Here is a 14,544-nt window from a genome sequence, read left to right as displayed (position 1 = left end):
GAATTATAAGATATGTAATATTTCAAGGAGGATGTTAAATGAAGAAAATTGGAATAAAAATTAGCATGTGCGCTCTTTTATTAGCTCCTTTTAGCCCGCAATTTGCAATGAATGTTTCTGCTCAAGAAAGCAGTCAGTTGCAATCTACTCAAGATATTGTCAATATTCCAGATACTGTTTTCAAAGGTTATTTAAATACTATTTTAGGTCAACCTAGCTCCCATGACATTACAGAAGCTCAAATGGATACGATTAAAAATATTAATATCAGTGATAGTAAATTAGTTGATTTAACTGGTATTGAGTATGCACACAACTTAGAAAGTGTATTATTATCCAACACTGGCGTCACCGATTATACATCACTTGAAACATTAACTAATTTAATTTATATAAATTTATCTGGGGATAACGTCACACCTGAGGCCCTTCCCAATTTTAATAATTTCCAAAAACTAACTAATTTAACTTTGAGTAATTCAAAATTAGATAATACTATATTCCCTAAAATAAACCATATTCCTAATTTGACCAATTTAAATTTAGATAAAAACTTTTCCATAACCGATATTAGTTCCTTACAATCATTGCCTAATTTGAATACTTTATTTGTTCAATTTTGTGGTATTCATGATTTTCAAGGTATTGAAGCATTTCCTAAACTAACTAATCTTGCTGCTTATGGTCAAAACATTGGTCGGACAGAATTAATCAATAGTTCTATTAAGAGCTCTGTATTAAACTATAATGAAACAGACCAAACATTTTTTGTCCCGTTTAGTCTAATGAAAGATAGATTAACCAATTTTAATGGAGATGTTATTCCTTTTACAACATCTACCAGCAGTTCTAAAACTTTTTTCACTTTAAATGAACAAAAAATCGATGGTAGTCGTTTAAAGATTGATGATAAAGGAATTACAGTTAGCGGTATCACAAGGGAATATTTTAATTCTATCACTAAAATGGAGTATAATTCTGCTTATGAAAGCCCAGCTGGTAGCTATGTAAGTCCTTCTAATATTCCTTCTTATTCTATTTCAAATGGGACATATGATCATTATTTTGATATCGATCATTCTTTAACTATTTCTAGTGATCCTACTATTAATTATCCTGAAAATACCGTTATCACTGAAGAACAATTTCTAAATGATATCCATGCGGAGACAGACGACGGAACTACGATTACTAGTAATTTTAAAAGTGTAGTTGATTTACAAAAACCTGGTGTTTATGAAGTGACATTAAATGCTGAAAACGAAGCTGGGATAAAAGCCGCTCCTAGACAAGTATCCATCACTATTTTGGAAAAACCTGTCATTACTGCGCTTAATTCTATTTCTTACAAAGAAGGAACAGTCTTAACAGAAGAACAATTTTTAAAAGACATTTCAGCTGCAACCGTTAGTCCAAGCGAAATAACGAGTGATTTTGAAGATGTTGTTAAGTTGGATGATTTAGGAACTTATGAAGTGACATTATATGCAACAAGTGAAGCTTTAGTCGAAGCGGATCCAGTAAAAGTTCAAGTAGAAATACAAGAAGAAGAAACTAACACCCCTTCACCAGATAAAGAATCATCCACCATTCCAGACAACCAAACAACAAAAGAAAATAAAAAATCCAACGTAAAAGAGAGTGCGCCAACTGATTCAGCAAAAATAGAAACCCCACAAAAAGAAACAATAAAAACACCTGAAACAAAAATAACAGAAAAAGAAGCGACCGCAACAAAAATAAATAGCAATAACAAAGAAAATAAAACGGTTGAAGTTCATACTAAAACGACAAAAAAAGAACTTCCTAAAACTGGAGATACGAATCAACCAACTAATGTATTAGTCGGTATCGCTTTAGCGGGATTAGCAATTATCTTTTTCCGCAATAGAAAACAACACTAAAAAGAAGTCGTGACTTAATATTCAAGTCACGACTTCTTTGTTTATTTAGTGGTAGTACCACGAAAAGCACCCATGCCACCCATTACATTCGTTACATCAAAACCTTCCGCAGCTAAAAATTGACTTGCTCGCTCAGAACGTCCACCTGCATAACAAATAATTGTATAAGCTTTCTTTTTATCAAGCGTTGCAAGCTTTTCTGGTAATTCATTAATCGGAATATTTATGGCATTTGGAATGTGACCTTCAATAAAGGCATCTGCGTCTCTTACATCTAGTATATTTTGCGTGGATTCTTTCAATTCTTGTTCTAAATCATTTGCAGTAATGGATTGATACATCTATTTTCACCTCTTCAAATTCTTCTTTATTTACCATACCGCCTTCTTGCTAGGCAAACAAATTTTATGCTCAAAAAAGACAATGTGGCTTTTTACACCACATTGTCTTTTTCAATTAAACGGCTTGAGCACCAGTAAATTGACTATTATATAAATCAGCATAGAAGCCTTTCGCCGCAAGCAGTTCTTGGTGAGTTCCTTGCTCAATCACACTACCATGATTCATCACAAGAATTAAATCCGCATCACGAATAGTTGAAAGTCTATGCGCAATAACAAAACTTGTGCGTCCTTCCATCAGATTTCCCATCGCAAGTTGAATATTTAATTCTGTCCGAGTATCGACACTTGAAGTCGCTTCATCTAAAATTAAAATGGATGGATCTGATAAAATCGCGCGAGCAATTGTTAGAAGTTGTTTTTGCCCTTGAGAAATATTAGAACCTTCTTCATTCAAGACAGTATCATAGCCGTTTGGAAGTCTCCGAATGAAATCATCCGCATAAGCTGCTTTTGCTGCTCCGATAACTTCCTCTTTCGTTGCTCCTTCTCGACCATAAGCGATATTATCTGCAATAGTTCCATTAAATAACCATGTATCTTGGAGTACCATACCGAATTTTGCGCGAACTTCCTCTTTAGTCATATCGCGTGTATCGATACCTTTCATCCGAATCTCTCCACCATCTACATCATAAAAACGCATTAGCAAGTTGATTATCGTTGTTTTACCAGCACCAGTAGGACCTACAATAGCCACCATCTGACCTTCTTCCACATGAATATTCAAATCCGTCATCAATGGTTTATCTGGTGTATAACCAAATTTCACATGGTCAAATACAATACTGTTTTCTTCGCCAGCAACTTGATTAACATTAGCTGGAATCTCGTCTTTTTCTTCTTCTTCATCCATCATTTCAAAAACACGTTCAGCCGAAGCAATAGTGGATTGGATGATATTAGCAATATTCGCGACACTGGAAATAGGTTGTGTAAATAGTTGGACATACTGTGTAAATGATTGAATATCCCCAACTTGAAGCGAACCATTCGTAACAAATATACCACCGGCCACACAGACACCTACATAGCCCAAGTTACCAACAAATTGCATTACAGGCATCATAATACCAGAAATGAATTGCGCTTTTTTAGCCGCTTTGAAATAATCTTCATTGACCTCGTCAAATTTTACTAATGTTTTCTTTTCTTGACCAAAAGCTTTAATAATTGTTTGACCACCATAAGTTTCTTCTACAGTATCATTTAAAATACCAAGATTACGTTGTTGTGCGCCAAAGTAACGTTGCGATCTACCCGCAATAATCGCGACTAAAATAATACTAATTGGGACAGTCACAAGTACTATTAATGTCATTTGCCAACTGATTGTCAGCATCATGATTAAAACACCGATCATTTGGACAATCGCTGTAATAGCCTGAGTTAATGACTGTTGCAGCGTATTCGCGATGTTATCCATGTCATTGACAGAACGACTAAGAATATCACCATTTGAGCGTGTATCATAATATTTCAGCGGAAGTCGAGCCATTTTTGCTTTTAAATCTTTACGCATGTCATAAACAGTACGTTGTGCAACACTCGACATCACATATTGTTGAATAAAACTAAATAAGGAACTTCCAAGATATAAGACTAAAACAATCATTAATATATTGAAAATCTTATCATTATTAATTCCCTCAGGACTCATAACACCTTTAAAAATTTCTGTCGTTGCCTTCCCAAGTTCTTTCGGACTAAAAATGTTAAAAATCGTAGACAAAATCGCAAAGATAAAGACAACAATAATCGCGACAGAACGAGGTTTCATATAGCCTAGAAGACGAAATAGTGTTTGTTTAAAGTTCTTTGGTTTGGCGGCTGTTTGCATTCTCATTCCACCACCTGGACCTGGACCACTCATGCGATTTCCTCCTCTGACAGCTGTGACCTCATAATTTCTTGATAAATCTGATTTGATTCTTTTAATTCTTCATGTGTTCCAATGCCGGCAACTTTCCCTTCATTAAGAACGATGATTTGGTCAGAATTCACAACAGACGTAATCCGCTGAGCTACGATAAGTGTCACGGCCTCAGTTGTTTCTGCCTTCAAAGCTTCACGCAGTTTCGCATCCGTCTTGAAATCTAGTGCTGAAAAACTATCATCAAATATATAAATTTCTGGTGTTCTAATTAAAGAACGCGCAATAGAAAGGCGTTGTTTTTGCCCACCGGAGAAGTTGTTACCACCTTGTTCTACCCGGCTATCTAAACCATTTGCAAGTTTAGATACAAAATTTTCTGCTTGGGCAGTTCGAAGTGCTTTCCAGATTTCTTCATCTGTTGCATCTTCTTTACCGTATCGCATATTAGAAGCAATAGTTCCAGTGAATAATACGGCTTTTTGAGGAACTAAACCGATTTTTTGACGTAAAATTGATTGGTCCATTTCACGCACATCAATACCATTAATTTTTACAACGCCACTTTCAACATCGTAGAAACGCGGAATCATATTAATTAAAGTTGATTTCCCAGCTCCAGTACTTCCAATGATGGCAATTGTTTCCCCTGCTTTCGCCTCAAAAGTGATATCTTCAATAACTGGTTTTTCAGCACCTTCATAACGGAAAGTAACATTTTCAAAAGAAAGTTTAGCTGGTGGTGTACTTGTTTTTGGATTTTCTGGATTTAGTATTTCTGCATTCATATCTAATACTTCATTAATACGTTCAGCGGAAGCTCCTGCACGTGGAATCATAATAAATACAGCAGAAAGCATCATAAAGGACATCATGATTTGCATCGCATATTGAATGAATGCCATCAAGTCCCCAACTTGCATATCACCATTTCCAATAAAAATCGAACCAATCCACACAATAGCGATGGATGTTAAGTTCATAAGTAACATCATTAACGGACTCATTAACGACAGCAAACGGTTGACTTTAATTGCCGTAGTAGCATAGTCAGCATTCGCTTCTTCAAATTTTTCAAGTTCATCGGCGTTACGATTAAACGAACGAACAACACGAATTCCAGTTAACCCTTCACGAATAACACGGTTTAGCTTATCCATTTTCTTTTGTAATGATTTAAACATTGGCATTGCTTTTCCACCTAATACAACTACTAATAGAAGTAAAAGTGGCAAAACAACCACAAAAATAAGGGATAATTTCGCGTCTCGGCCAACCGCCATAATTATACCGCCGAGTAACATGATTGGAGCCATCACCATTAAGCGCATCATCATATAAAGCACGTTTTGGATTTGAACAACATCATTTGTCGTTCTAGTAATTAAAGAAGAAGTTCCTACTTTATCAAACTCTTGTAAGGAAAAGTCCTCTACCTTTGTAAAAATTTTATCTCGTAAATCTTTCCCGAATCCCATTGAAATTCTCGATGCGAGATAAACCACAATCACTGATAAGATAACCGACGCAAATGATATGAGTAGCATCTGCATTCCTGTGCTCCAAATATAATCTGTATCGCCTTTTACAACCCCTTTGTCAATAATGTTAGACATTAAGGTTGGTAGATAAAGCTGTCCAATAACTTGCCCGAAAGTAAGGACTAATACGGCCGTAATGCTCAGCCAATAAGGTTTTAATCTTTTCATCAATTTCATCATATGCGGGTCATTCCTCCTTATTTTCGGATTTTTTGTTTAAGTAATCTGTGAGTTTTTCTAAAAGAGTAATCAGTTTTTTCATATCGTCTTCGCCTAAAAATCCTTGCATATCTTCAAAACTAGCTTGAAACTCATCGAACATTTTTTTTGATACACCTGCACCCATTTCTGTAAGTTCCACATACATGGAGCGTTTATCTTCTGGGTTTTGTACTCGTTTAATAAGTCCTTTTCCCTCCAAAGATTGTATCATTTGCGTGACGCTTGGTTTTGAAATCCTAAGCATATGACCAAGATCGGAAACACGAATTTTTGGCCCTTTACTTTTAAGCCCACGAGATAAAATAAAAATAAACCTTGTTTCAGATTTACTGTAACCTGGAATTTGGAAACTCTTTATTTCAGCATGCTTAAAATTCATGAAAGCCTTGATTACTGAGTGTCCCAAGTCTTGATTTTCCGAAGACATTTCTCCACTTCTTTCTGTTATTTGATTAGTTTACCTAACTAATTATATGATTTATTCCTTTTTTGTCAAGTAATATCTTGGAGTTATTTTGAAATTAATCTATACTTTTAACTTTAATTACCTTATAATGGCTTTAATTATGTTTAAAAAAGAAGGGAGGGAAATAATTGAATTCAGCACATAAAGTAGCGAGTATAAGCCTTTTCACGCTAGCTTGGCCGATTTTCTTAGAGCAATTTTTACGCCTGATGATTAGTTATATTGATGTTTTTATGTTGGGCCATTATTCAGATGATGCAGTGGCTGCGACAGGAGTTGCCAATCAAATTCTTGTAATTTCGATTATTATTTATGGCTTCATCAGTGTTGGTGTGCAAATCATCGTAGCTCAAATGATTGGAGCTAAAAAGCATAAAGAAATTGAGAATGTAATTACAAATGGTTTAGTGGTCGCTTTCTTAATTGGTATTGTTATGAGTATAATATTCATTTTCATGTCCAAAAACTTTCTTGCTTGGATGGGAATTGACCCTCATTTAGTACAAGTTGGTGCACCCTTTTTAGAAATTATTGGTGGCAGTTCCGTTGTTATCGCGATTCACGCTTCGATTTTGCCAATTCTTCGGGCACATGGTTATGTAAGGCAATCCATTCTTGTTCCTGTTACAATTAGCATTATTAACGTCGTTGGTAATTACTTATTCCTTTACGGTCCACTTGCTTATTTAGACTTTGGTGTGGCTGGGGTTGGAATTTCAACTGCTGTCGCCAATTTCGTCGGAATGGGTCTAGCAATTTGGATGTTAAAAAAATACATCGGTTACACATTCCATTTTAGAAAATTAGAACAAGTTTCCAAAAAGCTACTTTATTCGATTTTGCGCTTGGGTCTTCCCTCTGCCGGAGAAAATTTGTCTTATGCAGGATCTCAACTAGTTGTAACCGCAATTATAGCTATTTTAGGTACAGAAGCACTGACAACAAAGGTATATGCTTCTACCGTAAGTCAGTTTGTCGCTTTATTTGCTATTGCACTGGGGCAAGCATCCCAGATTATTATTGGTCGAGCTGTTGGTGCCAAAGAAATAGATAAAGCTTATAAACAAGGCTTACGTAGCTGGAAAATTGGTTTAGTTGTCGCCATTGTCGTTAGTGTTTCCATTTACTTGTTTGCGGAACCAATTATGCGACTTTTTACAACAAATACCGAAATCATTCAGATGACGAAAGAATTATTTTTACTATCGATTTTCCTTGAGCTTGGACGTGCAACCAATATTATTATCATTAGTAGTCTCAATTCTACTGGTGATGTCCGTTTTCCGTTCATATGCGGACTTATCGTTATGTGGATAGTTAGTTTGCCGTTTTCTTATGTCCTTGGAATTTCAGCTGGATTAGGTCTCGTTGGTGTTTGGATTGCTTATATTATCGATGAAGGCGTCCGAGCTGTTTTAATGTACCGCAGATGGCGCAGTAAAGTTTGGTCCTTAAAGTCCATTATTTGAAGAAACGTCTCTTTGATTTCTCGAAGGGGCGTTTTTGTATATGACAAAACTGTCATTTTCATTTTGATATCGTCACCTAATTCGATGGTTCCATTTCTCTTTCCCCGCTATAATAGACTTATAAACAAATGAGAGGATCGATGAGAAATGTTTGATAAAAAAATGATTAGCGCACTTAGTTATTTCAGTCTTTTCTTTGCTCCAATTATCATTCCTTCTATTTTTTGGTGTACAAATAAAGATAAAGAAGTAAGACACCATTTGAAATGGGCGTTACTGACACAAACCACATTTGTAGCTGGTCTTGTTGTAATAATTTTACTTTATAATAATGTTCCTTTTAGTACAAATAGTGCGGATACCACCCATTTTCTTGCTTTAGCTACCGTATTTATTATCGTGTTTCTAAATGTATCCATCGTTATTTTCAATTTAATTCAAGGGATTACTCGTATCGTAAAGCGGAGTGAAGATAACTGGGCTAGATGTTAATCTAACTTCCTAATTTATGCTATAATATAGCATAAGTTTAGGAGGTTTTTTTGATGCGTTTTATTATCGCTTATTTATCCATTTTTGTTTTAGGAATATTTTCTGCACTATTAATCGAAACTATCCTCTTTGAAAAAGTTACAGCTCAGCTTGGTTTTTCAGCAATACTTTTTGCCGCACCTGTAATTTTAGTTGCCTCTACACTAGGTGAATTATTTTACGGTTTTAGTAAAAAAGCTAGCTATTTAACGTTTGGAATATGGGGATTTGCTTATGGAGTGGTTGTAACAGTCATCATCCTTGGCATTATTCAAGTTTCCGGCATGTTCATTTCTGTTGGTATTTGTGTTCTTGCAGGAGTAATCATGGCAATATTAGCAATTATTTTCTTCTTTTTACGTGGTGGCAGACACACAAGTGGAAAAGCTGCTACCAAATAAAAAAATGTCTATCCTAATTGATTTTTCAACTAGAATAGACATTTTTTTATTCTTCTTCAAAAGCATGATGATTCAAATTAAAGCGTATTGTTTCTAATGGATACCCGTAAAAATCCTCTGTAAATTCTTCTACTTTAACAAATCCTTTTGCTACATAAAAATGAATGGCATTTTCATTTCCTTTTTCCACATTAACAAACATCGGTAATGGGACGTGAAATAAAGTCATTCCAACTTCTAATAACTCTGTGCCAATTCCCCGCTGAGTCACTTCTGGAAGTAAATAAAATGCCGCAAGTTCACTTTTCCCCTTCTCAAGTTCAATAAAATTCGCAAAACCAATAACCTTGTCTGCTTGCTCTACAACGGCAAAAGGGGTTGCAGAAATACGATTGTGTAGCGTTTCTACATTATAAAATCTTTCTAAAAAGTCATCTTGTACATCAATTGGAATTAAGTCATGATAAGTATGATGCCACGAAGTAATCGCTACTTGTTGGATAGCCTCGGCATCAGAATTCGTTGCTTTTCTAATATGAAAATCCATCACACATTCTCCTTCCACTTACATATATTGATGAAGCAGTTTATCAGACTTTACCCCTTTTTTACAAAAAAATGCGCTAATTAAATAATTAGCGCATAGAATTCTTTATTTTTCAATTGTAATATCACCTGAGCTTGATTTTACTGTTACACGATTTTCTGTGTTTGTATCGCTTGTAGGAACTTTGATACTACCAGAATTACTTTTCGTTTCATAGATTGCTTTAAAATCAGTAGGTAGTTTTAAATCGATTTCTCCTGAATTAGTATTCATTTGAATTTTTTTAACCGTTTCAACAACGGATGCTTCAATATCACCTGAGCTAGTATTCGCTGTTAAGTTATTTGTTACACCTTCTACCTCAATGGATCCCGAATTAGATTCGACATGCAGTTCCCCTTTTGAATGGGCAGAAATATCGCCTGAACTTGTAGTTAATATCGCTAATTCAGTTACCGCACCGTTTGTAAACTCTATTTCACCAGAACTTATCGCGATTTTAAGATTTTTCGCTTTTATACCATTAGCAGTTACATCACCTGAGCTACCATCCAACTCTAAATCACCAGTTAATTTTGTAATATTGGTTTCTCCGGAATTGGTTTCAAGTACTGTATTCGCTTTTGTGTTCGAAAGGTCGATATCCCCGGAGGATGTAGAAATTTTCGCAGTATCAGCTACTATTCGATTAACTTTTAACTCACCAGAGCTTGATGAAGTAACAAGTTTTTCTACTTTAAAATTCGAGATATTTAAATCCCCAGAATTTGTTTTAACTTGTAAAGCATTTAGCTTTGAGTCTTTTGTTAAATAAACTGTTAACTTCTGTTGACCATAGGCATATATCTTCCCAAAGTTAAACCAATTGTTTTCTTCTGGTACATTAATATCTATAGTTTTCCCATTGTCTGAAACTGGTTTTAATTTTTCGATTGCTTTTTTATCGTCTTTTGAATAATTACCTTTTAGTTCCACGTAATTTTTACCATTCGTACTTTCTTTCCACTCAACTAATGTATCGTGGTTTGAAGAGAAAGCAATTTTACTAATATCACCGTTTGCTAAATCCCACTCTTTTGTAAGTGATTCGCCTTTTTCAATCATGTCGCCTGATTTCATCGTCAGTGCCACACCAATAGCCCCAATAATAAATAACACTAATCCGGCGAAAAATAATTTACTACTTAAATGACGTTTACGCATTTTTTCCGCCCCCTTTTACTGCATATTTATGCCACTGGATAATTGCCATTGTCGTTTTGATTGTAAAACTAGATAGAATATTTACTACAAATAAAAGCATCAATCCTAGTCCAACAAGCCCAATGGACATAAACATTTGATACACTTCGATTTCTTCTCCAAATAAAAGTCCAACACCAAGCAAAATTGGTGAAAGAATGAATGCTCCAACTGTTGTCCATAGTGAAATAACTAGAGCCCACAAGGAGACCATAATTGGGATAATAAGGCAAATATCTAAGAAAAATAAGCCTACTCCAATTAAAATTTGTTTACTCATTGATCTATTTTCATTTTGGTTTTTCCTTGGAACATAATAATAATCTGTTTCAACATGTTCTTCACGAATGTCGCGTTCACTTAAAATATCTGCGGCAATTTCTTCTGGCTTACCTAGGTCAAATACGATTTGCTCTTCACTTTTCCCCGCTTCAATACCGTTTCTAAAATGCTCTTGATAGTCAGACAATAGTTCTCTTCGTTCTTTTGGATCAAGCAATTCTAGTCGCTGATTTAATTCATTTAGAAAATCTTGTTTATTCATTTACTGCTTCCCCTTCCGTTAAAAGCTTTGCAACACTATCTGTAAAATTATTCCATTCAGAGATTAGCTCATTCAAGTAAATTTCCCCTTTTACCGTCAGCTGATAGTATTTTCTTGATGGACCTTCATTTGATTCTACTAAATAAGTGGAGCAATACTCTTCTTTTACTAGTCTTCTAAGCACTGGATAAATAGCCCCTTCAGCTACCTCAATATATTTAGAAACTTGATTGGCTAATTCATAGCCATAGCAATCTTTCTTTTGAATTAAAAATAAACAGCAAAGTTCTAACACACCTTTTTTGAATTGTGGGTTAACTTCCATGCTAACTCCTCCATTCTGTCATATTGCACACTAGTATTAATACACCACTACTATATATTGTTCACTACCACTATAGTTTATCATACACTAGTGTTCATTGCAAGGTACTGAATTAAAAAAGTAGTATTGTTTTTTAAGTTGATAAATGTTAACCTATTTTAGTAATAAGTTTACATTGAGGAGAGGTATTTTTATGCGAGATCAGAAATTGAAATTTTTAGTCATTGATTCTTTGTTTGCCGTTATAATTGCTATACTTGCGCAAGTCGCCATTCCGCTAGGTCCTATTCCACTCACTGGTCAAACTTTCGCCATTGGCCTAGCTGCAACTATCCTTGGCGCTCGTCATGGTACAATTTCGGTATTAGTTTACATTGTTCTCGGTGCAGTCGGAATTCCTGTTTTTCAAGGAATGACAGCTGGAATTGGAATTATATTTGGTCCGACTGGCGGCTTTATTATCGGATTTATTTTTAATGCACTGCTTACGGGTTGGTTACTTCAAAAAACGAAATTCACTGTTCCTTATGCTATTGTAGCTAATATTTTAGGAGCAATTGTAACGCTTATATTTGGTGTATTATGGCTTAAAGTGAGTACTGGACTTGACTGGCCAACTGCCTTTTTAACTGGGATGGTTCCTTTTATTATTCCTGGTATTATTAAAGCTGTTTTTGCTGCTATTTTAGGTATATTAATTCGTGATCGATTAATCAAAGCAAAACTACTTAAAGCATATTAAGCCCCATTGATACACATTTTGAGTCATCTCCTATATAATGATAATGATTAACACTGAGAAAAGGGGACTCGGTATATGTCATTACTGAATGAGGAAAATAGTTTTTACAACGCAGATTTACTAGAACTGTTAAAAGATTCGAATGAAGCGGTTCTTCCATATAAAAGAATTCGATTTAGACGTAATCAAAAGATTTTAATTGAAGGTGAAGAAACTGCTTACTTCTACATCATAGAAGAAGGTGTAGTTGCAATGAGTAAAAATACGTGCAAAGAGGATAGCATTATTAGTTTCTTAGGAAAACGCGATTCGATTGGACCACTTACAATGCTCGGCGGTGCAAAATCACCAGTAAATTATACAACCATTAGTGAAGTAAGTATTTATCAATTTGAACGTAAATATGTTTTAGGTAAATTTCTGAGCTCACCTGATGTATTTTGGCACATGAATACCTTAATGCAAAATATGGTTGAACCAATTTTAGAACGAGAATCTTACGTTAATTTACCTTCAAGTGAAAAAGTTTTAGCTGGATTAATTGCATGTGGTGAACGATTTGGCAGGATTGAGTCGGATGGATCATGCTTAGTCCCATACTATTTCACACAAAAAATCTTAGGCAATTATTTAAATTTAGCTCGTGCTTATGTTGCGACAAATTTAAGAAAGCTAGAAGAAGAAGGTATTATCGCCTTATCACCTAAACCTTGGCGTATAATTGACTTCGAGAAACATAAACAGAACTTAACCAATACATACAAACCATATTTATAAATGGTCAAAAAAGAAGTGTATTTACTAAAAAAAATACACTTCTTTTTTTCGACACAATTTTGTAATATATTTACTAAATCGCTCAATATTTACTTCCTTATCCATACCAACTCCCTTATAATTAACTATGTAACATACAAAAAAAGGGAAATGAGGACATTGAATGAAAAACTTAAAAAAAGGATTAGTTGCAACACTGGCAATCGGGCTAGCTTTATCTATTAGTGCTCCCGTTTTTGCTACAGAAAACACTGAAAGCGAAGAAGTAAAAGATTCCACTGTCGAGTCTTCAACTGCAGTAGAAAAAGAGCAAACTAACGTTGTAGAAAAAGAGACAATTAAGGACGAAAAAGCAACAGAACCAAGTGAAACAATTAAAAAACCTTTAAAAGCAGCACCCAATGCTGTTACCGCAAAAACTGGCCTTTCATTTGAAATTGGCGCAAAACCTGCAGCAACTGATTTTGTAACAATTAATGATGATACAAACAAGCCTACTTTTGCTTTTAAAAACGGGGCTCCAACAACAGCTACTGCTGGTAATTATTCCACAGTAATTCTTGTTACTTTTGATGATGCAACATCTGTTGAAGTAACTGCTGATTATACAGTAAAAGCAGCTACTCCACTTGCAACTCTAAAAACAACTCCTGTAATTGCACAAGGTTCTAAACCAACACCAAGTCAATTTGCAACACCAGCTGCAGGTGTACAATTAAGTTTCAAAACTGGTGTGCCATCTACTACAACACCAGGATATTTTTCCACAACGATTGTAGCTACTAAAGATGGAAAAACAGAAGAATTAGTTGCACCATTCTATGTTATCGACCAAACTCCACCAGAAGTATCATTAATTGATGAAGATTCCGTCTTTACTAAAGGTGAAGTTCTAACACCAGAAGATTTTGTAATAGCTACTGATAACGCTGGTAAGGTTAAGCTTTCTTTCAAACCTGGTTATGAAGCTAGTACTGCTACAACTGGATATCATGAGACTGTGATTATTGCAAAAGATACAGCTGGTAATACTCAAGAAGTAACAGTTTCATACTTTGTAATCAATAATGTAGCAACACTTAAAACACCTGTACTTGATGAAAAAAATAGTACTGCTAAAGTTATCTACGGTAAAACATCTTCTAATGTAACAGTTGAAATGCTTAGTGAAAATGGTGATTTAATTGCAACAACTACATCTGACTCAAGCGGAAACTTTACATTAAAACTAAAAACTCCATTAAAACAAAATGATTTCTTTGTTTTATTCGCTTTTGATGATAATGGTAATTATAGTGATTATGGTGGTTATTCCTATATTGGACAAGATATGGAAATCGTTGAAACACCAACTGTAACTGCTAAAAAACCTGATATCAAAACAATTGTTAAAAATAGCAATAAAAATAACGTAAAAGTTAAAGACCCTAAAAAATCTGAAGGCACATTACCGAAAACAGGTGATGAAAGCTCTCTTCCACTAACTGCTATTGGTCTTCTTTTAGCTAGTGGTACTGTAATTGTACTTCGTAAAAAACAAGCATAACACAAAAAGAAGC

Annotated in this window: 15 protein-coding genes; 7 read left to right on the top strand and 8 right to left on the bottom strand. The window is 34.8% G+C overall.

Annotated features, from left to right (window positions below):
• The first annotated feature begins 38 nt into the window (after nt 1–38).
• Nucleotides 39–1,904, top strand: a complete 1,866-nt coding sequence (locus tag LWE_RS02965; RefSeq protein WP_011701424.1) for a LapB repeat-containing protein — start codon at nt 39–41, stop codon at nt 1,902–1,904.
• 41 nt (nt 1,905–1,945) lie between these two features.
• On the opposite strand, the gene LWE_RS02960 is transcribed toward LWE_RS02965, so the two are convergent.
• From LWE_RS02960 to LWE_RS02945, 4 genes are all read right to left on the bottom strand, one after another.
• Nucleotides 1,946–2,245 (bottom strand): rhodanese-like domain-containing protein, encoded by a 300-nt coding sequence (locus LWE_RS02960; RefSeq protein ID WP_011701423.1) that lies wholly within the window; start codon nt 2,243–2,245, stop codon nt 1,946–1,948.
• A 115-nt stretch (nt 2,246–2,360) separates the two neighbouring features.
• Nucleotides 2,361–4,178: an ABC transporter ATP-binding protein gene (locus LWE_RS02955; protein ID WP_011701422.1), complete on the bottom strand. Its 1,818-nt coding sequence runs from the start codon at nt 4,176–4,178 to the stop codon at nt 2,361–2,363.
• The gene (locus LWE_RS02950) at nt 4,175–5,899 is read right to left on the bottom strand and encodes an ABC transporter ATP-binding protein (protein ID WP_011701421.1); all 1,725 of its coding nucleotides are present in this window, start codon (nt 5,897–5,899) and stop codon (nt 4,175–4,177) included. The genes LWE_RS02955 and LWE_RS02950 overlap by 4 nt, the downstream gene beginning before the upstream one ends.
• Before the next feature lie 7 nt (nt 5,900–5,906).
• Nucleotides 5,907–6,368 (bottom strand): MarR family winged helix-turn-helix transcriptional regulator, encoded by a 462-nt coding sequence (locus LWE_RS02945; protein ID WP_011701420.1) that lies wholly within the window; start codon nt 6,366–6,368, stop codon nt 5,907–5,909.
• A 167-nt stretch (nt 6,369–6,535) separates the two neighbouring features.
• On the opposite strand from LWE_RS02945, the gene LWE_RS02940 reads away from it, so the two are divergent.
• The 3 genes from LWE_RS02940 (at nt 6,536) to LWE_RS02930 (ending at nt 8,808) form a co-directional block, all read left to right on the top strand.
• Nucleotides 6,536–7,876: an MATE family efflux transporter gene (locus LWE_RS02940; RefSeq protein WP_011701419.1), complete on the top strand. Its 1,341-nt coding sequence runs from the start codon at nt 6,536–6,538 to the stop codon at nt 7,874–7,876.
• Nucleotides 7,877–8,023: 147 nt separating this feature from the next.
• Complete coding sequence (locus tag LWE_RS02935; protein WP_011701418.1) at nt 8,024–8,368, top strand: DUF4870 domain-containing protein; 345 nt, start codon at nt 8,024–8,026, stop codon at nt 8,366–8,368.
• 53 nt (nt 8,369–8,421) lie between these two features.
• The gene (locus tag LWE_RS02930; protein WP_011701417.1) at nt 8,422–8,808 is read left to right on the top strand and encodes a hypothetical protein; all 387 of its coding nucleotides are present in this window, start codon (nt 8,422–8,424) and stop codon (nt 8,806–8,808) included.
• Between the two features lie 46 nt (nt 8,809–8,854).
• Here the strand turns inward: LWE_RS02930 and LWE_RS02925 are convergent, their stop codons facing one another.
• The 4 genes from LWE_RS02925 to LWE_RS02910 form a co-directional block, all read right to left on the bottom strand.
• The gene (locus tag LWE_RS02925) at nt 8,855–9,355 is read right to left on the bottom strand and encodes a GNAT family N-acetyltransferase (RefSeq protein ID WP_011701416.1); all 501 of its coding nucleotides are present in this window, start codon (nt 9,353–9,355) and stop codon (nt 8,855–8,857) included.
• Between the two features lie 105 nt (nt 9,356–9,460).
• Nucleotides 9,461–10,558 (bottom strand): DUF4097 family beta strand repeat-containing protein, encoded by a 1,098-nt coding sequence (locus tag LWE_RS02920; protein WP_011701415.1) that lies wholly within the window; start codon nt 10,556–10,558, stop codon nt 9,461–9,463.
• The gene (locus tag LWE_RS02915) at nt 10,551–11,141 is read right to left on the bottom strand and encodes an HAAS signaling domain-containing protein (RefSeq protein ID WP_011701414.1); all 591 of its coding nucleotides are present in this window, start codon (nt 11,139–11,141) and stop codon (nt 10,551–10,553) included. The genes LWE_RS02920 and LWE_RS02915 overlap by 8 nt, the downstream gene beginning before the upstream one ends.
• Entirely contained in the window at nt 11,134–11,466 is a 333-nt protein-coding gene (locus LWE_RS02910; RefSeq protein ID WP_003732635.1) for a PadR family transcriptional regulator, read from the bottom strand. The genes LWE_RS02915 and LWE_RS02910 overlap by 8 nt, the downstream gene beginning before the upstream one ends.
• Before the next feature lie 193 nt (nt 11,467–11,659).
• Between LWE_RS02910 and LWE_RS02905 the strand changes: the two genes are divergently transcribed.
• From LWE_RS02905 to LWE_RS02895, 3 genes are all read left to right on the top strand, one after another.
• Nucleotides 11,660–12,208: a biotin transporter BioY gene (locus tag LWE_RS02905; RefSeq protein WP_011701413.1), complete on the top strand. Its 549-nt coding sequence runs from the start codon at nt 11,660–11,662 to the stop codon at nt 12,206–12,208.
• Nucleotides 12,209–12,283: 75 nt separating this feature from the next.
• A complete protein-coding gene (locus LWE_RS02900; RefSeq protein ID WP_011701412.1) occupies nt 12,284–12,985 on the top strand; it encodes a Crp/Fnr family transcriptional regulator in 702 nt (233 codons plus the stop codon).
• A gap of 163 nt (nt 12,986–13,148) precedes the next feature.
• Nucleotides 13,149–14,531 carry an LPXTG cell wall anchor domain-containing protein gene (locus LWE_RS02895; protein WP_011701411.1) on the top strand — a complete coding sequence of 461 codons (1,383 nt, stop codon included), beginning with the start codon at nt 13,149–13,151 and terminating at the stop codon, nt 14,529–14,531.
• Nucleotides 14,532–14,544: the final 13 nt, after the last annotated feature.

The sequence above is a fragment of the Listeria welshimeri serovar 6b str. SLCC5334 genome, from assembly GCF_000060285.1.
Classification (GTDB): Bacteria; Bacillota; Bacilli; order Lactobacillales; family Listeriaceae; genus Listeria; species Listeria welshimeri.
Note: the sequence above shows the minus strand (reverse complement) of the source record. Positions and strands in the feature narration are given on the sequence as shown.